A 23,703-nucleotide genomic window follows, 5' to 3' on the forward strand; every position below is an offset into this window, starting at 1 on the left:
CCCGAAAAAGTTAGTTAGTATTCCACTGAAATCACCGGTGTTCCCATCCACAAATAAGTCTTGTCGTCTTCGGAATTATATCTCACGGCTATATTGATGTTGTAGTTTTCTCCCAGAATTTCAACGCCTTCCGACAGCAAGGGACTGTAGCCCACCAGACTGGTGGTGGCGTTATCCTCCATTTTTTGCAGATTTGTCGCTTTCAGGCTTGACGTGATTTTTTCAATGATCCGGTCCTGTTCCACCTTATCCAGTTTACCATTGAAGCTGGCGGTAATACAAGTGGTAATTCTTGACATGCCGCCGCTTAACACAACGGCTTCTTTAATTTTCGACTTCAAGCTTTTAAACGCGTCAAAATCTTTGCCTGTAGCCGTCACCACCAGGTAGGTTTGGGGCTCCTTTTCGTATTCTTCGGGCAACTTTACCGTTTGAAGGATTATCTGCAAATAGACTCCCGATTTTAGCTTCCCCTTTGTATTTAATATTCGATACATTTCGTCAGATTCCTTCGTGCTTTTGAAATTCTGTCCGTTTCCATCGAATACGGCGATAATGCGGTCTTTTATCCGCTCCATCTGTTCAAAACTCAAGAAATCCCGGTTGATGATCGACCAGTCCACCATATCCACAAGCTCGAAATTCGCGCCCGAAACGGAAAGCGCCGCTTCCAGAGGATCCTTTTGCGTGGACCCGACGGTGACCGCCTGGACCGCCAGTAAAAATATCATTCCTAAAATCAGTATTTTTAAAAACTTCATAATACGCCCCCGCCTTTCTTTTTATTATGATTATTGCCAGAATCCGGCCGGTTATGCCTCCGCCCCGGGATCGACCTCCTCAAAATTCCCAGCCACGATGCTAACCCCGCTGGGCCGGACCTGTAAAACACCTGAATCTACTTTATAATATTCTCTAAAATTTTCACCCACCACAGTAATTTTGCCGGACCTCAATGCGGTAATGAGGGGAGCATGCCCGGAAAGCACGCCCAGGTCCCCTTCCACTCCCGGCAGAATCAGCTTTTTTGCCCTTTTTTCCACTTTTTTATGAGGCGCCACGATTTCCACATCAAACGGCACGCTTCTTTCTCCCCCTGATTTTCTCGGCTTTTTCGAAGACTTCGTCGATGGTGCCCACCATGTAAAAGGCCGATTCGGGCAGGTCATCGCACTCCCCTTCTATTATCCGGGCAAAACCTTCTACGGTATCCTTCAGTTTTACGTACCTTCCCGGCGTTCCGGTAAAGGCTTCCGCCACAAAAAACGGCTGGGTCAAAAACCTCTGTATCTTCCTGGCCCTGGCCACCGTCAACCTGTCTTCCTCGGAAAGCTCGTCGATGCCCAGAATGGCAATGATGTCCTGCAATTCTCTGTACCTCTGGAGGATTTCCTGAACACCCCGTGCCACGGCATAATGTCTTTCGCCCACGATCCTGGGGTCCAGAATCCTGGAAGTGGAATCAAGGGGGTCTACGGCCGGGTAAAGCCCAAGCTCCGCCACCTGCCTGGAGAGCACGGTGGTGGCGTCCAGGTGGGCAAAGGTGGTGGCGGGAGCCGGGTCTGTCAGGTCGTCGGCGGGTACATATATGGCCTGCACCGATGTGATGGCTCCTTTTTTGGTGGACGTGATGCGCTCCTGGAGCATGCCCACGTCCACAGCAAGGGTGGGCTGGTAGCCCACCGCCGACGGGATTCGCCCCAGCAGGGCGGACACCTCCGAGCCGGCCTGGATGTACCTGAATATGTTGTCGATGAAGAGGAGCACGTCCTGGCCCATCACATCCCTGAAGTACTCGGCCATGGTGAGGGCCGTCAGGGCCACCCGCATCCTGGCTCCGGGCGGTTCGTTCATCTGGCCGAACACCAGGGCCGTCTTGGCCAGTACCCCGGAAGACTTCATCTCCAGCCAGAGTTCATTTCCCTCCCGGGTCCTTTCCCCCACCCCCGCGAAGACCGAATAGCCCTGACGCTCGGTGGCTATGTTCCGGATAAGTTCCATGATGAGCACAGTCTTGCCCACCCCGGCGCCGCCGAAAAGGCCTATCTTACCGCCTCTGGAGTACGGCGCCAGCAGGTCCACCACCTTTATGCCGGTCTCAAAGACTTCCTCCCTGGTCTCCTGTTTTTCAAAGGGCGGCGCCGGGCGGTGGATGGGCCAGCGCTCCCGCACTTCTATTCCACTTTTGTCGTCGATGGGTTCCCCCAGCACGTTGAAAACCCGCCCGAGGACTTCTTCCCCTACGGGGACCTCTATGGGCTTTCCGGTGTTCCTCACTTTCATTCCCCTTATGAGCCCGTCGGTGGAGGACATGGCTATGCACCTGACCGTGTCGTTCCCCAGATGGTGCATTACCTCCACAATCACTTTCAAAGGTTTCCCCTCATTCTGATCCCGGGGGCCTTCCTGCGGCCGCCCGAGCCTTTCGGCGATTACTTCCAGGGCGGTGTATATGGGCGGGAGATCTCCCTCCGGGAACCTCACATCCACCACAGGCCCCACGACGGAAATTATCTCCCCCATATCCCGTTTTTCCACGTCAATCGCCCGTGTTTCCGGCATGCTTTCACTTCCCTCTAGTGCAGGTAGTTTTCGGCGCCGCTTACTATCTCGGTGATTTCCCTCGTTATCACGGCTTTTCTTTCGGTGTGAAACTTCAGGGTCAACTCTTCCAGCAGGTCGTCGGCGTTGTCGGCTGCACTCTCCATAGCCCTCATCCTGGAGGCCTGTTCGCAGGCATAAGAATTCAGAAAAAGGCCTTGAAGGGTTGATTTCACGTAAAATTCCAGTATCAAATTCAGGAGTTCTTGCGGCGAAGGCTCAAAAATGATTTCCTCCTTTACCTTTCGCCCTCTTTCCAGAGGCAACATTTTCACGACCTCCGGAATGAGCTTTGCGGGGCTGATAAACCGGGTATAGGCCGTGTACACCGCGGAACCATTTTTATGGGCTTCAAAGACTTTTCCCGTTATCTCTTCCAGGACCGTCGGTGGAAGTTCCTTTTCCATGTTCGTGTACCAAAGCAACGGCGAATGGCCTTTTTGAACAAAAAATTTCCTTGCCTTTTCACCTATGGTTATTATGTCTTTTGCCTTCAAGCCGTCAATTTTTTCGCGGGCCAGCCTTAAAACGCCGGCATTGTATCCCCCCGCAAGGCCCCTGTCCGACGCCATAACGATAACCAGGGGCGGGCTTTCACCGGCGAACTTTTCACCGGCGGGGATGAGTGAGACAATATCCCGCAGCTTCTCGAGAAAATAGTTGTAATCCTGCACACTTTTCTGGACGCCTTTCAGTCTGACGGATGAAATCATGTACAGAGCCCCGGTGATTTTTTTCATGTTTTTTATGCCCGAAATCCGCCTTTTTAAATCCCTTACTCCGGACATCCGACCATCTCCGTCTATAAACCGCATCTTCGCAGCCTTATACTTTTTGAGACATTCTCATTTTCCCGGCTATTGGTCCTCCCCCTCACCTGACATCCCTCGCCGGCTTCCGGCATCCGTTCATCAGTTTTGCTCTTCCAGTTTATTCCTCTTTTCAACATCCGCTACTACACTTCCAACCTCTCACCTCGGACTCGCTTCTCCCCCATCACACTTCCCGCCTTTCACCTCTCATCAGCCGGTCCCGGACCTTATCTTTAATGAACTCCGCGTTTTCGTCATCCCTCTGGTGGAGTTCTTCGGGGGATTCTTTCCCGCCGGGTATAAACCTCTCTTTAAATTCCGAAATAACCCGCCTTATTTTTTCCTCCAGCTCGTCGTCCAGGTCCTTTTTCTCCTCTATCTCCCGGACCAGTTCGGGGTGAGAGGTTTTGACAAATTCCAGCATTTCCTTTTCGAACCTTTTCACATCATCTATGGCCACATCGTCCAGGAAGCCGTGGGTGACAGAGTACAGCGGTAAAATCTCGCCGGATAGATCCAGCGGCTCGTACTGGTTCTGTTTTAAAACCTCAACTATGCGCTCGCCCCGGGCCAGCCTGCTTTTTGTCTCGCTGTCAAGCTCCGTCCCGAACTGGGCAAAAGCCGACAGCTCCCTGTACTGTGCCAGCTCCAGCCTTATCCTCCCGGCCACCTGCTTCATTATCCTGTACTGGGCGGCTCCTCCCACCCTGGATACCGACAGGCCGGCATTGATGGCGGGCCGGACTCCCGAGTAAAAAAGCTCCGTCTCCAGATAAATCTGCCCGTCGGTGATGGAAATCACATTGGTGGGGATATAGGCCGAAACATCCCCCGCCAGGGTCTCCACAATGGGCAGGGCCGTCATGGAGCCGCCGCCCATTTTTTTGTTGAGTCTCGCCGCCCTTTCCAGAAGTCTTGAGTGAAGGTAAAAGATGTCTCCGGGGAAAGCCTCCCGGCCCGGCGGCCGCCGCAACAGCAGCGACATGGCCCTGTAGGCTATGGCGTGTTTTGAAAGGTCGTCATACACTATGAGGACGTCCTTTCCGCCGTACATGAAATCCTCCGCCATGGCGCATCCCGCATAGGGGGCGATGTACTGCAAAGGAGCCAGTTCGCTGGCTGCTGCCGACACCACTATGGTGTATTCCATGGCCCCGTTTTCCCGCAGGGTCTCCACAAGCCTGGCCACGCTGGAGCTTTTCTGTCCTATGGCAACGTATATGCAGTATACGTTTTTCCCCCTCTGGTTTATGATGGCGTCCACGGCGATGGCGGTCTTGCCCGTCTGCCGGTCTCCTATTATGAGCTCCCGCTGGCCGCGCCCTATGGGTATCATGGCGTCTACTGCTTTGATGCCCGTCTGGAGGGGAGTGTTTACCGGCCGCCTTTCCACAATGCCCGGCGCGGGGTATTCAATGGGCCGGGTCTTTTCGGTCTTGATGGGGCCCCTGCCGTCAATGGGCTGTCCCAGGGCATCCACCACCCTGCCCAGCAGCTCTTCACCCACGGGGACTTCCATTACCCTGCCGGTAAGGCGCACCTCATCCCCTTCTTTTATTTCGGTGTCGGGTCCCAGCAAAACACACCCCAGAGAGTCTTCTTCCAGGTTCAGCGCCATGCCGTGCACGCCGTTTTTAAAAACCAGCAGTTCTCCGGCCATGGCCCGCCTCAAGCCGTAAATCCTGGCAATGCCGTCGCCCACGCTGGTCACATATCCAATTTCGTCTACTTCCAGTTCCCTTTCATAACCGCGGATTTTGTCCCGTATGACGCTGATCACTTCGTCTGCCGTCAGGTTCATAAGTCCCGCTCCTCTTTAAGCTACACCATCATGGCTTTTAACCTGTCAAGCTGGGCTCCGATGGTCCCGTCTATTACCTGAAAACCCATCCTTATCATTACCCCGCCTATAATCTGCGGGTCCACGATGTTTTCGATAACGACATGGGTGTTGAAAAGCCCGTCCAGTTTGGCCTTGAGTTGTTCCCGCTCTTCTTCCGTAAGGGGGACCGCCGTAACCACTCTGGCGTATCTTTCTTCCCTGTACTTACGGTAAAGATTCGAGTATTCTCCAAAAATTTCCTGCAATATATTTTGCCTGTTTTTGTCAATTATAAAAAAAATAAAATTTAACATTTCCTGACTTATTTTTTGGGCCAGAGCCTCTCGTATCACATTTTTCTTGTCCTCCCGGGAAATTCCGGGATGTGTCAGAAAAAAACGGAAGCTCAAGTCGGACTTTAGCAAATGGCTTATGAGCCACAGCTGGTTTTTGAAATCCTCGATTTTCTGCATTTCTCTCGCCACCGAAAACAGGGCTTCGGCATATACGGCGGCTACTGCAGCCACTCTCTCTCATCCATCCTTTCTATCACACGGTTTATAATCAGGTGGTGTTCCTCCGGGGATAGTGTTTCCTTTAATATGCTGGAAGCCAGCATCACGGACAGATCGGCCGCCTTTGCCCGGATCTCGGAAAGGGCTCGACTTTTCTGCGCCTCTATCTCTTCCCTTGCCCTGGCGATTAAATCACCGGCCTCCTTTTTCGCCCTTTCTAGCATGTCGGTGCGCAGCGCCGCGGCCTCATCCCTGGCCTGCTGGATGACGGCTCTTGCTTCTTCCCGGGCGTTTTCCATCCTGGCCCTGTATTCCTCGTAGAGCTTTCTCGCCTCTTCTCTTTGCTCTTCGGCCTCCGTAAACCGGGCTTTGAGGTCCTCCCTGCGCTTTTTTAAAAATTCCCCCACTGGTTTATAAAAAAACCTTTTGAGGAAATAAAAGAGCACTGCCACGTTTATTAGTTGAAAAGCCGCGGTGTAAAGATTTATCAGCATGGCGCATCCTTCTCCAACTCGATTTTTGGGCAAAAGATGCCACCGGTTTTTACAGCAATCTCACCAGTGGGTTTGCAAAAATGAGGATAAGCGCGATGATAAGCGAATAGATGGCGCTGGTTTCGGCCACCGCATCGCCCAGCAGCAGGGTCCTGATGATGTCGCCCTGGGCCTCGGGCTGCCGGGCCACCGCCTCGGCAGCCTTTCCGGCCGCGATTCCCTGGCCTACGCCCGCACCTATACCGCCTATCATGGCCAGCCCGGCCCCCAGAGCCGAGAAGGCCAGAATCAGAGCTTTACCGTCGATTCCGGGCAAATAATATCTCTCCCTTCCGCAGTGGTTTGTAAAATTTTGGTGTTTTTTCGCATCGGGGATATCTGCAGGCTTTTCGCCTGTTTACTCCGCCGCCGTGGCTATAAGGGTCATGGTGAGCATGACGAAAATGAACGCCTGCAGAACTCCTGCAAAGATGTCAAAGTAAAAGTGCAGAGGGACGGGAACAACCGCCGGGACCACCGAATATACAAGCCCCATTATGACCATGCCTCCCAGTATGTTGCCAAAAAGCCGAAAAGCCATGGAGACGGGGTTCGCCACCGCTCCTATGATATTCAGAGGAAACATAAACGGGAGAGGCTCGAAAAAACTTTTTATATAGCCTTTGATTCCCCTGCTCGATATGTTCTCATACTGGGTCAGCGCAAAAGTAATACCCGCCAGGGTCAGGGTGGTGGAAAGATCTGCGGTAGGAGGTCTGAGGGTAAAAAGGCCTATCATGTTTGCCGTCAGGATATAAAGGCCGAGGGTGCCCATATAGGGTACAAACCCCTCTTTCCCCTCGCCCATGGCGGATTTCACAAGGCCCTCTATTGCCTCGTAAAAAACTTCAACCGCATTCTGAAATCTGCCGGGGAATTGTTCGAGGTTTTTGCCGGCTGCAAATCCCAGCGCCATGAGGACCAGCATAATGCCCCAGGTCACCACAACGGTTTCGGTAACCGGCACCGTTCTTCCGAATAAAGGCACGGTGAACACTACTTTCGGAAAAAAACGCAATTTTTCCACCTCCCAAGGATAGTATTTGAAAAGATCGCGAGTTTTATTACCATCATCCCGGCAATCGAAGATGCGAAAGCGTCACCTCCAATCCGAAGTGCGGCGGTCAGGGCTCTAAAATACACCAGCAGCCGCGCAATATATCCCGCGTACACCACGAAAAAAAACGCCTTACTCCGGACGGGGGTCATTAACAGGATAATGTTCAGGTACAGGATAAAAAAGTTTACAGCAGAAGCCAGAAATCCTATAGCGAGACCGGCGGCCCACCTGCCGCTTCCATCCATAATCAGCGAGAGCAGCATCACCCCCAGAAAGGAAAGCAGGCTCCCTTTTAATATGCTTTTTAAATCGCGGCGCAGCTTTTCCAAAACGTCCACCTCGACTTGGCCGGGAGTTTCAGCTTCCGCCTCTCCGGCCGCCGCATCGCGTGCCAGGGCGGGAAGTGAATGATACCTGTTTGCCTTTTTTAATTGCCCTGTTAATTATTATTTTTTATCCGCCACCCTTTTATAAGCGCCTTTGAAAAAAAACAAAAAAAAACCTGGTACCCCCAGGTCTTCCACAGACTCAAACGCCCGCTCTAGGTATTGGAAAAAAACATTTTGAGAAGTTTCCTGCTCCGTTTACCATGAGCGTTACCTGGTAAATTCCAAAACCGGAATTCTCAAAATCTGGCCCGGGTATATCACGGCATTGGGTCCCTCCAGATTGTTGGCTTCGACAATGGCGTCCACAGTGCTGTCAAACCTCCGCGCAATTTCGGCCAGCGTGTCTCCCCTCTGCACCACATACAGAATCTGCCGCATGCTGACCGACATGTGCATTGTATAAAATGGATGGGTCTGGTCGTAGCCGGTCCTTTCCCTCGGGATAAAAAGTATCTGGCCTGGAAATATGGCAAGATCATCTCTAATGACATTGTTTTCCACCAAATCTCTCACGGTGACATTGAATCTGGCCGCTATGGCGCTAAGGGTGTCTCCGGGCTGGACGATATATGCTATCATTTTTTATCCCTCCTTTTGATACTATATTATTCATAATATAAAGAAAGGTGCCGTGGACCCTGCTGAGTTTTCGCCCGGCATTGAAATATTTCGGCCGCGTCTTCATTTTCAACAATGAGGATAGCCATGATTTTGACGTAAGGGCAAATATTCACAGTAAAAACTGCATAAACTTAAGGGATTGCACCGCCCGAACTTAGCCCTGGTAAGTTATTGTACAAAGTAAAAACCCCTCAAAGCGAATTTTTCAGCTTTAAGGGGTCATCTTATCTTCACCCTGTGCCGTCATAGACTTGGCACCAGATTTTTTTCTCCGGGTTTTTCCACTTCGCGCCGCGGCGGTCGTTTTTATCCGTTCATCACCATTTCCTTTATCTTCATAAGCCTCGTGATGTTTCCTCTTTCATTTTCGTCGAGCTTCATGGTGATGTACTTTATGGTTTCCTCCAGGGCGGGAATCATGACGTATTCCAGGGCGTTAACCCTGCGCCGGGTTTTTTCTATTTCGTCGGCCATGAGCTGGCACGCCTTTTCGATCTCCGTGAGCTTCAGCATTTTCGGCAGGATTCCGGAAAGTATGGTTATGGCGCTGTCCAGTTCGCCGGAGGTGGCGGCAAAACCGTAGGAGTATATATTGTTCCCTTCCTCCCGGGAAATCTCTATCTTTGGCACATTTACGCTCATTATATTGGTCCTGGATACGTTTATATTAACCCTGGCGGCGGGAACCATGAGGCTCTCCTCCACCACTTCCCGCGGCATCTGGCTGCGGGCCATGGTGAAGCTCTTGAAGGCGCTTTCCAGTTCCCTCTCCACTTCTTCCCTGAGCTGCCGGTTTTTCTTTACCATATCGATGAACTTTTTGATAAGCTCGTCCTGTTTGTCTTTTAACAGCTTGTGGCCTCTCCGGGCTGTTACCAGCTGTTTTTTTAATCTTGTAAGCTCCATCCGGGTGGGATTTACCCTGAGCAGCATTTTTATTCTTCTCCTTTTTCAGGCAGGTATTTTTGTATATACTCGTCCCTGATTCTCTTGAGTTCCGCCTTGGGCAGTATGGTCAGAAGCTCCCACCCTATCCTGAGCGTCTCTTCAATGGGCCTGTCCTCGTTTTCTCCCTGGGAAACGTATCTCTTTTCGAACTCGTCGGCAAATCTGGCGTAAAGTTTATCCACGTCAGACAGCGCCGCCTCTCCCAGTATCACCGCCAGTTCCTTCGCCTGCTTGCCGCGGGCGTAAGAGGCAAAAAGCTGGTTCATGGTATCCGCATGGTCTTCCCTGGTCTTGCCCCTGCCTATACCTTTATCCTTCAAGCGGGAGAGCGAAGGCAAAACGTCTATGGGCGGCAGGATTCCTTTCCTGTAAAGCTCACGGCTCAGTATAATCTGGCCTTCGGTTATATAGCCCGTAAGATCGGGGATCGGGTGAGTCTTGTCGTCCTCGGGCATGGTGAGGATGGGGATCTGGGTTATGGACCCCTTTTTACCACGGATACGACCCGCCCTCTCGTAAATGGTGGAAAGGTCGGTGTAGAGGTAACCGGGGTAACCGCGCCGGCCGGGCACCTCTTTCCTGGCGGCGGAGACCTCCCGCAAAGCCTCGCAGTAGTTGGTCATGTCCGTCAGAATGACAAGTACGTGCATGTCCTTTTCGTAAGCCAGGAACTCGGCACATGTCAGAGCCATACGCGGTGTGGCTATACGCTCGATGGCAGGGTCGTTGGCCAGGTTTATAAACAGCACCGAGCGGTCGATGGCTCCGGTTCTCCTGAAGTCGGATATGAAGTAGTCGGCTTCCTCGAAGGTTATGCCCATGGCCGCAAATACAACCGCGAATTTACTCTCGGTCCCCAGCACCTTGGCCTGTCTGGCTATCTGGGCGGCCAGCTGGGCATGGGGAAGACCCGAACCGGAGAATATGGGCAGCTTCTGCCCTCTTACAAGGGTATTCAGACCGTCAATGGCCGAGATCCCCGTCTGGATAAATTCCGACGGGTAGTCCCTGGCGGTGGGGTTTATGGGACTGCCGTTTATGTCCAGCTTCTTTTCGGGGATTATCCTGGGGCCGTTGTCCTTGGGCCTTCCAAAGCCGTCAAACACCCGGCCCAGCATGTCGATGGAGACGCCGAGCTCTATGCTCTTTCCCAAGAATCTTATCCTGGCATCGTTTATATTGAGCCCCGTGGAACCTTCAAACAGCTGGACAAGGGCTTTGTCCCCGTCCACTTCCAGCACCTGGCCCCTTCGGATTTCTCCTGCGGAGGTCTCGATCTCAACAAGTTCGTTGTATTTTACACCCTCCACATTTTCCACCAGCATCAGGGGTCCGGCGATTTCCCGGGCTGTCCTGTATTCCCTAAGCATATACTGTCCCCCCTTCTGCAAGTCTTGCAATCTGTTCCTTCAGTTCTTTTTCTATATCGTCAAAGGTATCGAGGGCCTTTTCGTCGATAAACTTGGCTCTGGCTATTTTCTCCCTTACCGGCAGTTTTTCTATCTCCGAGAAGGGTACCCCATGGTCTATGGCCTTCTGGGCCTCCTCATGGAACAGCAGGATCAGTTTGAGCATCCTGTACTGCTTTGCAAGGGAGGTATAGGTATCCACCTCGTGGAAGGCGTTCTGGTGCAGGAAGTCTTCTCTGATGGATTTGGCCACTTCCAGGACCAGCCGGTCTTTTACGGATAGAGCGTCAATACCTACCAGCCTTACTATCTCCTGGAGACCCGCCTCTTCCTGCAGGAGCCTCATGGCCTCGGCCCTCAGGTCTTTCCAGCCGGGGCTTATATTCCTGTTCATATATTCTTCCACCGTATCGGAATACAGCGAATAACTGGTGAGCCAGTTGATGGCCGGGAAGTGTCTGGCGTAAGCCAGGGAAGCGTCAAGCGCCCAGAACACCTTTACAACGCGCAGGGTGGCCTGGGTTACCGGCTCCGATAGGTCTCCGCCCGGCGGCGAAACGGCTCCCACCACCGTGAGGGCGCCCTCGCGCTGCCCGCTTCCAAGGCATACGACCCTGCCGGCCCTCTCGTAGAACTCCGCCAGCCTCCTGGACAGATACGCCGGGTATCCTTCTTCGCCGGGCATTTCCTCCAGACGGCCCGACATCTCGCGAAGGGCTTCGGCCCACCTGGAGGTGGAGTCGGCCATCAGGGCCACGCTGTATCCCATATCGCGGAAGTATTCCGCAATGGTGATGCCGGTATATATCGAAGCTTCCCGGGCCGCCACGGGCATGTTGGAGGTATTGGCTATAAGCACCGTCCTCTTCATGAGCGGTTCGCCGGTCTTCGGGTCCTTGAGCTCCGGAAACTCCAGGAGCACGTCGGTCATCTCGTTGCCGCGCTCGCCACACCCGATGTACACCACTATCTCGGCGTCGGCCCACTTGGCCAGCTGGTGCTGGACCACCGTCTTGCCGCTGCCGAAAGGTCCTGGTATGCAGGCGGTCCCGCCCTTTGTGACGGGGAAAAAGGTGTCTATAACCCTCTGGCCCGTGGCCATGGGAATCTCGGGAGGCAACTTTTCCTTGTAGGGCCGGATTTTCCTCACCGGCCACTTCTGCATCATGGTCACATCCACAATGTCACCGGTTTGTGTCTTGACTTTGGCCACGGGTTCGGTTACGGTGAACTCTCCTTCCCGGATTTCGGCTATAACACCGGATATGCCCGGCGGCACCATGATCCGGTGTTCGACTATCACCGTCTCCTGGACCGTGCCGATTATGTCGCCGCCCGTGACGATGTCACCAGCTTTGACGGTGGGTTTAAAGGCCCACTTCTTCTCCCGGTTGAGCGCCGGGACGTCTATCCCTCTTGTTATAAAGCTTCCCGCTTTGGCCTCGATGGCGTCAAGCGGTCTCTGGATGCCGTCGAATATCCCTTCCAGCATTCCGGGCCCCAGTTCAACGCTGAGGGGGGCGCCCGTGGAAATCACCGGGTCCCCGGGGCCAAGGCCCGAAGTCTCTTCATAAACCTGTATTGAAAGCTTTTCGCCGCGAACTTCGATGACTTCGCCTATGAGCCCCTGCCTGCCCACCTTTACCACGTCGAACATCCTGGCCTCGGGCAGCCCCGTGGCCACTACGAGGGGGCCGGAAACCTTCACCACTACGCCTTGATTCATTCCTCTCCCTCTCTTTCAAATATGATATCTACTCCGATGGCTTTTTCTACAGATTTTTTCACTTCCGCTATTCCGATTCCAAGGGTTCCCCTGTTACTGGGGATTAAAGTTATCGCTGGTACCATTTTATCCCTGAAAAGCGCGATTTTGTCCTGTATGTTCTGGGCCGCCTGTTCGGTTATGAATATCACGGCATAGTTCTCCCTCGCCAGCTTCATCAGAGTATTTGCGGCTTCGCTGTCGTCTATGACGGGAAAGATGTCCACTCCCAGAGACTTGAAAGCCAGGACAGTATCCCTGTCGCCGATAACTCCTATTTTATACGTAGACATCTCTCAACCTCTCCTTTATGGTGTCCGAAGATATGCCGTTTATCTTTCCCACCATTAAAATCCTGAGGTTCTTCACCTCGTTTTCCCTGGCGGCCAGATATCCGACAACAGGTTCTATACCAAAGGGCTTATACAATCCCTTCCTGGCTAAGGCAAGCAAATAGTCGTCCGAAAGCTTTTCAAAAGCCGCCGGACTTCCCGTATTGGCCCACCGGGTAAGCCCTTCCTCCACCACCTTCCGGTAGGGTGTAGACGAAAGGGCTTCTATTACATTTTGCATTGGCTCGTTAAAAAGCCGCACAAACAGGTCCCGACTCAGGGTACCGCCGGGCAGCAGCGCCCTTTCAAGGGATTTAACATCCGCCTTTATCTGCATTAACCTTCCCAGTATCTTTATATTGGTGAGATCCACCATGGCCTCAAAGTAATTTTTTAGGAAACCGTCGCCCACATCCTCCACGAGCGCTGAAAGTTCCTCAAAAAGCGCCCGGTCCAGCAGCAGGTCCACCTGCTGGGGGTCCTGAGTGGCCTCATATAACTCGACGGCTTTTCTGAAGGCCATTTTAATGCTTTCGGGAACCATGGCGGCTACATCCTCGCCGGCAAGTTTTTGCATTTCCTCCGGCGAAATTTCGCCCAGCGGGGAAAAATACTCCTTTCCCTCAGTCCCTATGATCCTGCTTTTTATGACAACCTTCAAATTGTGATAATCGTTTTTCAGGGTAAAGAACCTGACCAGCCGCTTATCTTTCACTGAATCCTTTACGGTCCTGTATGTCCTCTTGATGCTTTTTTCAAGGACATTTTCAAAGTCGTAGACATTTTCCATTTCTCCTACGTCCGTGCCGTAGTCGGTATCGCTCAAAACTTTAAGGGCTTCTTCGGGGCCTTCGGCTTCCAGAATTCTTTCCATGACGGCCCTGCCGAGGAGTTTGGTCTCCAGAGCCTTAATCCGCGCCGACGCGTATAGGAAATCCAATTCCCTGGCCATTACATCACTCCTCGAAAAGAATTTTTGCTATTTCCGTCTCAAGCTCTTCTCTCTGCATTTTGATGAGGGAATCGAAGGTGCAGTTGACCTCCAGGTCTTTCGATCTTAAAACAACCCCCCCGATCATGGGACGCGTCTGGCCGGAAAGTTTGAGCATACCGGCTTTCCCCTGAGCCTTTAAGAGCCGGTTGGCCTTCTCCACCTGGTCCGGGGTTATTTTTTCCTTGTCTTTTTCGGAAATGATTACTTCTTCATCGCCGGTGATGGCGCTTTTTACAAGCATGTTTACAACCAGGTTCTGATAATCCTTCGCCGGCAAATTTTCCAGCTCCCTCTGCGCCTTTTCAAACACCTCGTCTATTATCTGCTGCTTTACCTCCAGCAGGGCCTTTCTCTGCTCCAGCCTCGCCATTGAAAGTATCTTTCTCTTTTCTTCTTCGGCTTCTTTTCTCGCTCTTTCGGCAATCTGTTTTTCCACTTCGGCTGCGCGCTGACCGGCCCTTTCCTTTATTTCGCGGGCCCGGTCCCTCGCTTCATTGAGAATTTTTTCTCTTTCATCCCCGGCCTCCTGCAAGATCCTGTCTTTTATCTTCTGGATACCCTCCATGCCGGCCACTCCTTTAAAGCTTGATGCCGAAGAGCATGAGGATGGAAGCCAGGAGTGCCAGAACCGCGTAAGTTTCCACCATGGCGGCATAAGTGATGCCCTTTGCCAGCTCTTCAGGCCTCTTGGCAATGATGCCTATTCCCGCAGCGGCGGCTCTGCCCTGGGCTATGGCAGAAAGAAGGCCTACAAGAGCTATGGGGAGCGCGGCTGCCAGAATCAGCAGGCCCTGTAATGTCGTCAAAGGCAGCAGATTGCCTCCCAGTATGCCTATTCTCTGCATGATGACAAATCCCGTCAAAAGGCCGTAAATGCCCTGGGTTCCGGGGATAGCCTGTAAAATCAGGGTCTGGCCGAATTTGCCCGGGTCCTCGGTAACAACTCCGGCAGCACTTTCACCCACTATACCCACTCCTTTTGCAGAACCAATGCCCGGCAACAGCACCGCCAGGGCTGCTCCTAAAAGCGCCAGTACTTGACCTAAAGTTAGTTCCATTTTTTAACTCCTCCTCCAGAAATTCTTAAATTATTTATAAAAAATTGGGGATAATATTAATCAGTGAATAGTTTTTACACGTCTTCAAGGTCTACAAAGGTCGTTTTCACCCTCAGGGGGTCGAAGGCCCGTCCACCGCTGTCATAGAATTTGCTGAAGAACTCAATATACTGCAGACGGCTGCTGTGGACGTACGCCCCCAGCACGTTTATGGCTATATTGAAAACGTGACCCGCTATCATGATGATGACCATGAGGGCCATCCCGATTATATTTACTCCCACCAGCCTGGCCATGGTATTGATGACCACCGCGATAACTCCGGTGGCAAGTCCCAGCGCCAGCAGACGGGAATAAGACAGCACATCGCTCAGATAACCGGTCACGCCGTACAGGCTGATAAGACCGGATAAAAATTTCATTATAATGTTTTTCTGGGATCTCCCCTGGGTTAAGAGCAACCCAACGGCCCCGGTGAGGGCCACATACTTTGCGATGGAACCCAGCTGGGGAAAGGCCAGCATTATCAGGCCGGATAAAAACACTATCCACAACCCCTGGTCCATAAAGGCCGCCGCCGCATTGCCCGCCCGCACATTTTTATAGGCGCTGAGCAGCAGCCCGGTGTAGATCTGGATTACGCCCAAGACGAAACTCAACGCAAGCACAGCCATAGGGTTGTCCAGGGGATTTATCCAGAGAGGCTTTGCCTTTATGAGGTCTCCAAACCACCCGCCAAATACGGCTCCCCATATAAAAGTGGATATGCCTCCCAGGAACAAAAGCTGCACCAGCTTTTTCCCCAGACCCGCCAGTTTCAGCTTCCACAGGGCAAGGCCCGCAAGCAGCGAAATCACCAGGCCGTAGCCGGCGTCGCTGACCATCATGCCGAAGAATACGAAATAAAACGGCGCCATAAACACATTCGGGTCTATTCCCCTGGGGTCGGGCAGGCTGTAAAGCTCCGTGATAAGTTCAAAGGGCTGTACCAATTTTGGATTCGACAGCACCACCGGAATATCCTCATCCTCCGCCGGGTCCGCAAAATCAATATACACAGATTCGGTGGCTTTCAAAACTTCGCTTTTTACTTTTTCCACCGCCGTCTCGGGCACCCAAGCGGTGAGCAAGAAGGTCTTCTCGGTGGCCGCCATCTTCAACGCGCTGCCCTTTTTATCCCTTTCCACAGACCAGTAGTCGAAGAGGATTTCAAAAGTAAATCTGTGTTCCGAAAGGGCCTGGGCCTGCCGCCTTATGGCGGTTCTCTCGCTCTCTATATCGGAAAGCCTTTTCCGGTCTTCTTCCATCACCCGGCGCGGGATTCCTTTCATTCCGGAAAACTCCTGGACGCCGGCGGAAAGCTCCTTCATGATATTAAAAACCGCTTCTTTAAAGTCCCTGTGGTAAATGATGAGGCAGCAGGCGTCATCTCTACCCTCGCCAACGGTTTGAAGCTCCGCCGGAATCCCGCCCTCGGCGAGTCTTTTCCTGAAATCTTCCATGCTCTTTTTGGGCACAACCACCGGCAGAAACACCGTCTTATCGGTGGAACCCAGTTCCTCGAGGGGTATGTCGAGGGATTCCCACGGTGCGAGCATCTCCAGCCGGCTGTGCAGCTTGGATTCTTCGCCCTTCAAATGGGAAAGCCGCTGGTCCAGGTCGGAAATGGCCTTTAGGTTGGAAAAAACTTCCTCTTCACGGGATAGCAATTTTTGCAGTTCTAAACTGCTCACCCGCGGTTTTCCGTACAGAAGGGGATTTTTTTCTTTTACGTAGGGTTTCAGAAAGTCAATCCCGAACTTCAATTTATTTAATTTTAAGTCAATTTCCGACAACTCTTTTGATATGCTCTGGTAAAATCGGCTTTCCTGCACCTCCTGGTCCGCCGTTTCCTGTGCCGTCACATCAATTATTTCCACGGCTCCGGTCTTCTGCAGGGCGCTTAAAATCCCGTCCTGCTCTTTTTTCAGGCCCAGCAGGTGCATCTTTTTCATATTAACTATCGCCATGGGCCTTCACTATCCTCTCTGCAATCAAATCCACCGCCGTCTTGATCCTTCCGGCGGCCTTCTGCCTGAGTTGCTCAATGCTTTTCAAGTATTCCTTCTTTAAATGGTCCGCCTCAGCCTCCGCTTCGGCTCTCGCCTTCTCGATGATCTTAACCCTCTCATCCTCACCTCTCTTTTTTGCCTCCTGAATCAAGGCTTCCTCTTCTTTTCTTGCGGCGGCTATTATGGCCTTGGCCTCCTGCTCCGCCTGTTCTACAATTTCCCTGGCTTTTTGTTCAGTGGCTTTTACATCCTCGAGAATTTCCTTCAATCAATACCACCTCCCTCTCCGGTTAAAACTTTGTTAATGTTTAATTGTTCAAAGGGTAAAAGCTCTAACTGCGCCTTCTTTCGAATTTAAAAACAGTGTTAGTTACACGGCAGTTAAAGCCTTAAACTATTTTCGTCTCCTTTTAAGTTCAAAAGATATCATGCGGTAGATTCCGGCAATCCCGGAAAAAACCCCAAGCACTATCCCCAAAATTAAAAAAGCGCTACCGGTGGAAAACCTCTTGTCCAGATAAGCTCCAACGTATACACCACCCACAATAGGTAGTGCCATATTCAGGCCTATTTGAGTTAAAAACACAAGATATTGAATGCCTTTCAAATCTTTCATGTTATTAATTATATAGCATTGACAAAAAAATTTCAAACTAAAAATTTAATTAAATTATGTCTAATACTTGATTATTTGTGATAAAAGTCCGGCAGTGTCTTTTTTCACATGATGGTTTAAATTAATTAAATTTAAGAAGATAACAAGAAATGAAGCGGCATATAAATTATATGCCGCCTCTGATATTTATAATCTTTTTTCTATTGGACCGATTCTATCTGCTGGTCCTGCTCCGGCTCTTCGATGATCACAGTTCCTGTCTCCTCGTCCCACTCGACGGTGGAATTGAAGGCCTGAGCTATGAATCTAAGCGGAACTATGGTCCTGCCGTTTTCCACACCAGCGGGCACGTCCAGCGGTATCTCCTGCCCATCGACGACGGCTATTTTTGAGCCAAGTTCAAGAGTCACTGTCCTGCCGTCTTTTATTATTGTCACTATCTGGTTTTGCTCATCCCACTGGACCTGGGCTCCCAGGGCGTTCACTACGGCCCTCACGGGGATTAAAACCCTGCCGCCTTTAATTACCGGAGGTAAATCCGATTTCAGTTCTTTGCCGTTTACAAATACGCCCGCTGCATCATCTTTTATTAATTTCTTCAGCTCTTTGATTTGCTTTAATATTTGTTTTCTCTGCTCTTTGTCTTTGTAAACATCTTTCAACTCGGATTTGAGTTCACGAAGTCTCTCCTCAATAGCCAGTTGTGTGCCATCGCCCTGGTTTTGTGTTTGATTTTCGACCTGGTTCATCTCGCCCTCGTCATTTTGATTCTGAGTTTGATTTTCGACCTGGTTCATCTCGCCGTCGCCGATTTGTTCCTCTAATTTTTCCTTTAATTTCACTTCTTTCTCGCCTTTATCTTCTCTCTGGCCGTTTTCGGCTTCATCTTCTTCAATTTTTTCGCCCGGTGCCTGCGTTTCCATGACCTTCAACTTATCATTGGCTTTTTCTTTGCTCTCTATGCGGTTCCGGTATTCCTTCCCTCCGTGATTTTCACCATTTCCCCCGGCAAAAGCTGGGGCGGCGGTTATAATGATGAGAAGAGCAGCAACCACAACAGCCAACAATTTTTTCATAAAAAATTCCTCCTTCCTAAATTTTGTTATATATTTTCGGATAAGGAAGGAGGATTTTTAAGGTAGTTTATGAAATTTTTACTTTGTTTTTTTATCACTTCCAGATGATTTCCTGTCGAAAGAGCGCCCTCCGCCGGGGTCTTTCTGTGATCTTTTCTCCCCCCGGGGCCTATCGCCGTCATCTTTTGACGGTTTATCCGCGTACCCGGCAGATGTGTTTTTTCCCGGTTTGTTCCGTTCCCCTTCATCTCCGGCCGGGGACAAACTCTCGTCTGGGGTCTGATTTTTAATGGATTCGTTTACCGGGTCATTTACTTTAATATGATTATTCCCGTCACCTTCAAGTTTTTCCTGCCATGTCTGTTTTTGCTGATTGTTCTCAGTCTCCTTTTCCTGAAATCCCGGTGCCGGGGATCATTTCCTTTTTATCTTTTCTATCTTTTTCAAGGCTGCTTCTGCCCTCATCAACGGCCGGTGTCACCGGCGGTCGATGGGTTCCCCCGGCGTTTTTCCTATCCTTTTGATTTTCGGCTTTTTCATTTCGACTGTTCTCCTGGACCTTGCCGGGCTCTTTTACGGGCCACGGCTTATTTGCTTTACGGTCCTCCTCTTTTACAGCCGGCGGCTTGCCTCCCTTTTTATTATCGTTGACACCTTTGCGGTCGCCGGGCGAAGCTTTTTCAAGTTCGTCTATTAGCCGGGAAACCGGGGTTTCTCTGACTTCCTGGAGCGTAACATCCGGTTTTATTTTTTTGAGCTTCTCATACATCAGGAGTTTGCCCTGGGATATGTTGAGTTTTCTGGCTTCTTCATGTTTTTGAAAGGTCGTTTGTTCTACGATGATCTGAATTCCGGCGTCACCCTGCATTTGATTCGGTTTAACTTCCGCCCCCTCGCCTTCATCCGATGAGCTTTGCGCCTCCGCGGCCGCCGGTAACGCCTTTTTAATCTCTTCTTCGGCTATTTGTCTCAATTTTTTGTCAAGTTCCGGAGGTAGGTTGTTTCCAACACTGGAGACGGTCAGCATTACGGCATTCCGCGGCGGAGCCAGATAATTTTTTTCTATGGCGCGCTTCAGCAGGAGTTTCAAAGCCTCCTCCAGCTTCATATTCCTGAACACTCTGCCGTCGCCTAATATCGCCCTGCCCTCACCGTTAAGGCCCTCCGCTCTCAAAACCCTTTCGAACCTGTTGACGGAAAGCTCCACGCTGGGGTTAATATCCAGGCTGACATAAGTTACGGGTTTAAAATACCCGGCGACGCCCAGGCTCCCCAGGCCAAAGCATAACAGGAAAATAGCTACGGCCGCAATCCTCACGAAAGGCGCAAGAGAAACGAGGCGCCTCTCAGGGATCTCTATTTCATCACCCACACGGTAGCCCTTATATGTGTTATATATTCTTTTAAAATCGCCTCTCCTGTTCGCGACGATGATGTAATCGCCGTCTATATCCACAATAATGGCCTTCAAGGGATTTACCTCCACTGTATGTAGTCCTTTATGTACTGGTAGTCGCCCGATAATATCAATACCGCGGCTACTATATAATTCCGCCCCCGTTCCACAGTCTTACGGGGTATTTTTGTGGCTTTTACGATTTTTTCTACAGGTAAGTATTTCTTTTTTTTCATGTGCTCTAAAAGTTCCGGACTGGATATTATAAAATTTATCACATCCAGATAAGCCGCCCTTGTGCCCTCCTGCTTGGGAGAACTTCTGGCCACATCGGAAAAGGTTATGTTCCACCGGGCCAGTTCTTTTTTTATCTCCTCGAGCTCCATCCTCCTGAACTCGGCGAGCTGTCGCTCGTTGAACTGCTTTATGGCCTCGTCCGAGCTCAAATCCTCCACTTCCTCTTCCTCCTCGTCCCTTACCTGCTCCAGGTAAACCGGCGCCTGCCTTTTCTGCTCCTTCCTGTAATAGTCGATCAGCCGGTGTTTTATGGTAATCTTAGCGAAAGAAAGGAAATTTCCCTTGTTGATGTCATATTTTTGAATGGATTCATGAAATGCCATCAAAGCAATGCTCAGCTCATCGTCGACACCGTATTCCACGTAGCGTCCCACATAGCTTTGCACCGTGGAGGCGATGAACGGTTTGTACTCCTGTATCAGCCTGTTGACTTCTTCGATATTGTTTTTAATGCTTATGACCTTTTGGTTCAGGTTGCAGTCTGACATAATAACCTCCAAAGGCTCCCCGAGCATGCCGCTAAAAATGGGTTATCTCACATACACCACATGCTACATTCAATATTATATCATAAAAAGTATGGCACAGAATGAAAATAGCCCGCCGGATCTCAAAGAACCGGCGGGCCTCCAATAAGCCTGCAATAATAAGTTTTTTGTTTGAAAGACTTTGATGTGGCATCATGCCCTGTCTGTCTGCGCCTGGGGCAATTCTTTCGGAAGCACCTGGTTCAGTATGATGCCAAGGATTGCCGCAAGGCCCATACCTCCCAGCTGTATGCCTCCCCAGATCTTTACTACAGCCCCTCCTATGCCCACCACCAGTATGACACTGGAAATCAGGAGGTTTCTCGGCGTTTTGAAGTCCACCCGGTTTTCCACCACCGTCCTCACGCCGATGCTGGCGATCATGCCGAAAAGCACGATGGAAATTCCGCCTATCACCGGCTCGGGTATGGTCCTGATGGCCGCCCCCAGCTTGGGCACGAACGAAAGGATTATTGCCATGACCGCGGCTATCCGCATCACTTCCGGTTTCCATACCCGGGTCAGCGCCAGCACACCGGTGTTCTCGGAGTAGGTCGTGTTTGCCGGGCCGCCGAAAATGCCCGCCAGGGAAGTGCCGATACCGTCGCCTATCAGCGTCAGGTGAAGGCCGGGGTCTTTCACAAAATCCTGTTCCACTGTGGCACCCACCGCCAGGATATCGCCCACATGCTCCACCATGGTGGCGATGGCCACCGGTGCGATGAGGCCTATGGCGGCCGGGTTGAACACCGGCCACGTAAACCGCGGCATTCCGACCCAGGCGGCTTCCACCACGGGTTTGAAATCCACTATCCCCGCCGCCAGCGACACGGCGTAGCCCGCCACAATACCGCTAATCACCGGCAGCAATTTCATAAATCCCCTGACATAAAGATTCACATATGCCACTACTATTAAAACTATGAGGGCGATTAACCAGTTTTTACCGGCATTGCCTATGGCCACGGGGGCCAGATTCAAACCGATAACCATTATGATGGGTCCCGTTATTACCGGCGGCAGCAGTGATTCCATAAACTTTGGCCCGAGGAAATACACCAGCGCCGCCATTATGACATACAGCAATCCTGCGACTATGATTCCTCCCTGAGCGGCGGGGATGCCCATTTCTTTTACAACCAGCGCCACCGGAGCAATGAATGCGAAGGACGAGCCCAGAAACACCGGTACCTTCCTCTTTGTGACCAGATGAAACCACAGCGTCCCTATGCCCGCCGTGAACAGCGCCACGCTGACGTCAAGGCCCGTCAGCAGCGGCACCAGCACTGTGGCGCCGAACATGGTGAAGGTATGCTGCAAGCCCAGTATTAAAAGCTGCACGGGCGGCAGGTAGTCGCCGGGACGCACCGGATTTCCCGCTGTAGCGGCCGTCTTTCTGGAATGTTCCATATCATTATGCCTCCTTAACAAGGTTTTATTAAAGTTTAGTTTTTATGGCAATTTTATGGCTATCACAATCAGTGCATTTAAATAGCCCCTGCCGGCAAGGCGGCAGGGGCTTCATTCATCAAAAAACCTTTCTCCGTCAGGCGGGAGAAAGGTTCTGCTCTTCATGCACATCGAACTTCACCTTACCAGCCTCACAGGACCAGTTTAAAGGTAACCGTAACCTATCTTTAATTTTCTTTTTTACTATACCACACGTCGCGAATCCTGTCAATAAGCACGCGCTCAAAGAGGACTTAGAAGCAGAGCGTCCTGGTATGGACTGTTTTTGACATTTCTGTCAATCATATTATTTCTAAATAAGCTTCTCGACGATGTTTAATTTCGATTGTTAAGAATAATTCATACTTCCATTTGAGGCCCAGCTCCTGAGCAGCCTTTTCGATAGGTTCTGAGTCATCACTTTCAGCTCTTTTTAATGCTTTAATTTCATTTTGACTTAACTCTTCGTCTTCTTCTTCGACCTTTTCTAGAGCTTCTAATAATGCCTTCTTCCGCTTTTCATATAAGTATTCTGCGTAATCAAGAAGCTGAACTGTCCTTTTCAGGAAGTATTATTAAGTATTAATAATAAAAACGGCCTGGCTGTTATTCATAACGAATAATGACCAGGCCTTTCATATCAGAACTTTATCCTATCTTTGTAGATTTGCATAAGCTCTTTATTATGTGCGTCTGATCCATCAATATTCCCGCTTATGAATATGGGGGGTTTAAATCCCTTTTCATACATTATCTCCACTGCCCTAGCAAACACAGCATTCAATATCGTTGCTCCTATTACCGTGGAGCTTGGCGCAAACGGTTCTGGAACACCATCCAGCTTTAGCGCTGCATCTCCCGGTACTCCATGGTTATCTATCACTATATCTCCAAATTCATAGAGATGCTTACCGCTGGAATGCCTTGAAGGCTGAGATCTTGAATAATCCATGGATGTTATTACTATAACCTTTGCTCCTCTTTCTTTTGCATACATAGCCATCTCTATAGGCACAGGGTTTCTTCCTGAATTGGATATGACTATCACTGTATCCTCTTTCCGTATGTCCTGATACTTTGCCAGAATAAAACCATAGCCCTCAAACCTCTCTAAGTCTGAACTTTTTGCTGCCCCTTCATGAAGCATCAGACCTGTGTCCAGTATAGGGTGAACAGGGACAAGGCCACCTGCTCTGTAATACATTTCCTCGCAAAGTATATGAGAGTGACCACATCCGAATATATGAACTATCCCACCATCCATTATACTTTGCGCTATAGCAGATGAAGCCTGTTCTAGAGGCGTAAATTCCGATTTTAATATTGCATCTAGTAGGTTTTTTATGATATCAAAATATGATTCCAGTGTAAAAACTCCCCCTTTTCCCCAATCCATATTTAACCAAATACGGCTTGAAAAATAAAAACTAAC

The 23,703-nt window shown here is 50.7% G+C and carries 26 protein-coding genes; all 26 read right to left on the reverse strand.

Going from position 1 to position 23,703, the window contains the following annotated elements; genetic code table 11:
• Positions 1-14 precede the first annotated feature (14 nt).
• The 26 genes from ACKX14_RS12015 to ACKX14_RS12140 all read right to left on the reverse strand — a co-directional run bounded on the left by ACKX14_RS12015 (position 15) and on the right by ACKX14_RS12140 (position 23,667).
• Entirely contained in the window at positions 15-761 is a 747-nt protein-coding gene (locus ACKX14_RS12015; RefSeq protein WP_422447951.1) for a YwmB family TATA-box binding protein, read from the reverse strand.
• A gap of 51 nt (positions 762-812) precedes the next feature.
• On the reverse strand, positions 813-1,082 hold the full coding sequence (locus tag ACKX14_RS12020) for a FoF1 ATP synthase subunit delta/epsilon (RefSeq protein WP_422447953.1): 270 nt from the start codon (positions 1,080-1,082) through the stop codon (positions 813-815).
• A complete protein-coding gene (gene atpD / locus ACKX14_RS12025) occupies positions 1,072-2,562 on the reverse strand; it encodes a F0F1 ATP synthase subunit beta (protein WP_422447955.1) in 1,491 nt (496 codons plus the stop codon). The genes ACKX14_RS12020 and atpD overlap by 11 nt, the downstream gene beginning before the upstream one ends.
• A gap of 14 nt (positions 2,563-2,576) precedes the next feature.
• Positions 2,577-3,389, reverse strand: coding sequence for an ATP synthase F1 subunit gamma (atpG, locus tag ACKX14_RS12030; protein ID WP_422447957.1), 813 nt, complete (start codon positions 3,387-3,389; stop codon positions 2,577-2,579).
• A gap of 208 nt (positions 3,390-3,597) precedes the next feature.
• On the reverse strand, positions 3,598-5,214 hold the full coding sequence (gene atpA, locus ACKX14_RS12035) for a F0F1 ATP synthase subunit alpha (protein WP_422447959.1): 1,617 nt from the start codon (positions 5,212-5,214) through the stop codon (positions 3,598-3,600).
• A 20-nt stretch (positions 5,215-5,234) separates the two neighbouring features.
• Positions 5,235-5,762, reverse strand: a complete 528-nt coding sequence (locus tag ACKX14_RS12040) for a F0F1 ATP synthase subunit delta (protein ID WP_422447961.1) — start codon at positions 5,760-5,762, stop codon at positions 5,235-5,237.
• Positions 5,750-6,277, reverse strand: a complete 528-nt coding sequence (atpF, locus tag ACKX14_RS12045) for a F0F1 ATP synthase subunit B (protein ID WP_422447962.1) — start codon at positions 6,275-6,277, stop codon at positions 5,750-5,752. Before atpF ends, ACKX14_RS12040 begins: the two co-directional genes overlap by 13 nt.
• A gap of 16 nt (positions 6,278-6,293) precedes the next feature.
• Positions 6,294-6,560, reverse strand: coding sequence for an ATP synthase F0 subunit C (gene atpE, locus ACKX14_RS12050; RefSeq protein ID WP_422447963.1), 267 nt, complete (start codon positions 6,558-6,560; stop codon positions 6,294-6,296).
• Positions 6,561-6,641: 81 nt separating this feature from the next.
• Positions 6,642-7,310, reverse strand: coding sequence for a F0F1 ATP synthase subunit A (gene atpB, locus ACKX14_RS12055; protein ID WP_422447964.1), 669 nt, complete (start codon positions 7,308-7,310; stop codon positions 6,642-6,644).
• On the reverse strand, positions 7,280-7,672 hold the full coding sequence (locus ACKX14_RS12060; RefSeq protein WP_422447966.1) for a hypothetical protein: 393 nt from the start codon (positions 7,670-7,672) through the stop codon (positions 7,280-7,282). The genes atpB and ACKX14_RS12060 overlap by 31 nt, the downstream gene beginning before the upstream one ends.
• A gap of 267 nt (positions 7,673-7,939) precedes the next feature.
• A complete protein-coding gene (locus ACKX14_RS12065; RefSeq protein WP_422447968.1) occupies positions 7,940-8,311 on the reverse strand; it encodes a LysM peptidoglycan-binding domain-containing protein in 372 nt (123 codons plus the stop codon).
• A gap of 348 nt (positions 8,312-8,659) precedes the next feature.
• A complete protein-coding gene (locus ACKX14_RS12070; protein ID WP_422447970.1) occupies positions 8,660-9,286 on the reverse strand; it encodes a V-type ATP synthase subunit D in 627 nt (208 codons plus the stop codon).
• Positions 9,287-9,288: 2 nt separating this feature from the next.
• Complete coding sequence (locus tag ACKX14_RS12075) at positions 9,289-10,671, reverse strand: V-type ATP synthase subunit B (protein WP_422447972.1); 1,383 nt, start codon at positions 10,669-10,671, stop codon at positions 9,289-9,291.
• Positions 10,664-12,436, reverse strand: coding sequence for an ATP synthase subunit A (locus ACKX14_RS12080; protein ID WP_422447974.1), 1,773 nt, complete (start codon positions 12,434-12,436; stop codon positions 10,664-10,666). The genes ACKX14_RS12075 and ACKX14_RS12080 overlap by 8 nt, the downstream gene beginning before the upstream one ends.
• The gene (locus tag ACKX14_RS12085) at positions 12,433-12,768 is read right to left on the reverse strand and encodes a V-type ATP synthase subunit F (RefSeq protein WP_422447976.1); all 336 of its coding nucleotides are present in this window, start codon (positions 12,766-12,768) and stop codon (positions 12,433-12,435) included. The genes ACKX14_RS12080 and ACKX14_RS12085 overlap by 4 nt, the downstream gene beginning before the upstream one ends.
• Positions 12,755-13,759, reverse strand: coding sequence for a V-type ATP synthase subunit C (locus ACKX14_RS12090; protein ID WP_422447978.1), 1,005 nt, complete (start codon positions 13,757-13,759; stop codon positions 12,755-12,757). The genes ACKX14_RS12085 and ACKX14_RS12090 overlap by 14 nt, the downstream gene beginning before the upstream one ends.
• Before the next feature lie 4 nt (positions 13,760-13,763).
• A complete protein-coding gene (locus ACKX14_RS12095) occupies positions 13,764-14,366 on the reverse strand; it encodes a V-type ATP synthase subunit E (protein WP_422447980.1) in 603 nt (200 codons plus the stop codon).
• 13 nt (positions 14,367-14,379) lie between these two features.
• Positions 14,380-14,859: a V-type ATP synthase subunit K gene (locus ACKX14_RS12100; protein ID WP_422447982.1), complete on the reverse strand. Its 480-nt coding sequence runs from the start codon at positions 14,857-14,859 to the stop codon at positions 14,380-14,382.
• Between the two features lie 74 nt (positions 14,860-14,933).
• The gene (locus ACKX14_RS12105; protein ID WP_422447984.1) at positions 14,934-16,868 is read right to left on the reverse strand and encodes a V-type ATP synthase subunit I; all 1,935 of its coding nucleotides are present in this window, start codon (positions 16,866-16,868) and stop codon (positions 14,934-14,936) included.
• Positions 16,855-17,178, reverse strand: a complete 324-nt coding sequence (locus ACKX14_RS12110) for a hypothetical protein (RefSeq protein WP_422447986.1) — start codon at positions 17,176-17,178, stop codon at positions 16,855-16,857. Before ACKX14_RS12110 ends, ACKX14_RS12105 begins: the two co-directional genes overlap by 14 nt.
• A 126-nt stretch (positions 17,179-17,304) precedes the next feature.
• The gene (locus ACKX14_RS12115; protein WP_422447988.1) at positions 17,305-17,526 is read right to left on the reverse strand and encodes an AtpZ/AtpI family protein; all 222 of its coding nucleotides are present in this window, start codon (positions 17,524-17,526) and stop codon (positions 17,305-17,307) included.
• Between the two features lie 200 nt (positions 17,527-17,726).
• Positions 17,727-18,602 carry a copper amine oxidase N-terminal domain-containing protein gene (locus tag ACKX14_RS12120; RefSeq protein ID WP_422447990.1) on the reverse strand — a complete coding sequence of 292 codons (876 nt, stop codon included), beginning with the start codon at positions 18,600-18,602 and terminating at the stop codon, positions 17,727-17,729.
• Between the two features lie 379 nt (positions 18,603-18,981).
• Positions 18,982-20,073 carry an anti-sigma factor domain-containing protein gene (locus ACKX14_RS12125; protein WP_422447991.1) on the reverse strand — a complete coding sequence of 364 codons (1,092 nt, stop codon included), beginning with the start codon at positions 20,071-20,073 and terminating at the stop codon, positions 18,982-18,984.
• Between the two features lie 5 nt (positions 20,074-20,078).
• Positions 20,079-20,783: an RNA polymerase sigma factor SigI gene (gene sigI, locus ACKX14_RS12130; RefSeq protein ID WP_422447993.1), complete on the reverse strand. Its 705-nt coding sequence runs from the start codon at positions 20,781-20,783 to the stop codon at positions 20,079-20,081.
• Positions 20,784-20,975: 192 nt separating this feature from the next.
• Positions 20,976-22,232 carry a uracil-xanthine permease family protein gene (locus tag ACKX14_RS12135; RefSeq protein ID WP_422447995.1) on the reverse strand — a complete coding sequence of 419 codons (1,257 nt, stop codon included), beginning with the start codon at positions 22,230-22,232 and terminating at the stop codon, positions 20,976-20,978.
• 679 nt (positions 22,233-22,911) lie between these two features.
• Complete coding sequence (locus ACKX14_RS12140) at positions 22,912-23,667, reverse strand: SIS domain-containing protein (RefSeq protein WP_422447999.1); 756 nt, start codon at positions 23,665-23,667, stop codon at positions 22,912-22,914.
• Positions 23,668-23,703: the final 36 nt, after the last annotated feature.

Source organism: Thermorhabdus hydrogeniformans, from assembly GCF_049310025.1.
Classification (GTDB): domain Bacteria; phylum Bacillota; class Thermosediminibacteria; order Thermosediminibacterales; family Tepidanaerobacteraceae; genus JBJYKD01.

Bases quoted from the DNA above. Each gene is read 5' to 3' on its own strand.
- ACKX14_RS12015 (WP_422447951.1), bottom strand. From the start codon at position 761: ATGAAGTTTTTAAAAATACTGATTTTAGGAATGATATTTTTACTGGCG.
- atpD (WP_422447955.1), bottom strand. From the start codon at position 2,562: ATGCCGGAAACACGGGCGATTGACGTGGAAAAACGGGATATGGGGGAG.
- atpG (WP_422447957.1), bottom strand. From the start codon at position 3,389: ATGTCCGGAGTAAGGGATTTAAAAAGGCGGATTTCGGGCATAAAAAAC.
- atpA (WP_422447959.1), bottom strand. From the start codon at position 5,214: ATGAACCTGACGGCAGACGAAGTGATCAGCGTCATACGGGACAAAATC.
- ACKX14_RS12065 (WP_422447968.1), bottom strand. From the start codon at position 8,311: ATGATAGCATATATCGTCCAGCCCGGAGACACCCTTAGCGCCATAGCG.
- ACKX14_RS12070 (WP_422447970.1), bottom strand. From the start codon at position 9,286: ATGCTGCTCAGGGTAAATCCCACCCGGATGGAGCTTACAAGATTAAAA.
- ACKX14_RS12075 (WP_422447972.1), bottom strand. From the start codon at position 10,671: ATGCTTAGGGAATACAGGACAGCCCGGGAAATCGCCGGACCCCTGATG.
- ACKX14_RS12080 (WP_422447974.1), bottom strand. From the start codon at position 12,436: ATGAATCAAGGCGTAGTGGTGAAGGTTTCCGGCCCCCTCGTAGTGGCC.
- ACKX14_RS12085 (WP_422447976.1), bottom strand. From the start codon at position 12,768: ATGTCTACGTATAAAATAGGAGTTATCGGCGACAGGGATACTGTCCTG.
- ACKX14_RS12090 (WP_422447978.1), bottom strand. From the start codon at position 13,759: ATGGCCAGGGAATTGGATTTCCTATACGCGTCGGCGCGGATTAAGGCT.
- ACKX14_RS12095 (WP_422447980.1), bottom strand. From the start codon at position 14,366: ATGGAGGGTATCCAGAAGATAAAAGACAGGATCTTGCAGGAGGCCGGG.
- ACKX14_RS12100 (WP_422447982.1), bottom strand. From the start codon at position 14,859: ATGGAACTAACTTTAGGTCAAGTACTGGCGCTTTTAGGAGCAGCCCTG.
- ACKX14_RS12105 (WP_422447984.1), bottom strand. From the start codon at position 16,868: ATGGCGATAGTTAATATGAAAAAGATGCACCTGCTGGGCCTGAAAAAA.
- ACKX14_RS12115 (WP_422447988.1), bottom strand. From the start codon at position 17,526: ATGAAAGATTTGAAAGGCATTCAATATCTTGTGTTTTTAACTCAAATA.
- ACKX14_RS12120 (WP_422447990.1), bottom strand. From the start codon at position 18,602: ATGAAAAAATTGTTGGCTGTTGTGGTTGCTGCTCTTCTCATCATTATA.
- sigI (WP_422447993.1), bottom strand. From the start codon at position 20,783: ATGTCAGACTGCAACCTGAACCAAAAGGTCATAAGCATTAAAAACAAT.
- ACKX14_RS12135 (WP_422447995.1), bottom strand. From the start codon at position 22,232: ATGGAACATTCCAGAAAGACGGCCGCTACAGCGGGAAATCCGGTGCGT.
- ACKX14_RS12140 (WP_422447999.1), bottom strand. From the start codon at position 23,667: ATGGATTGGGGAAAAGGGGGAGTTTTTACACTGGAATCATATTTTGAT.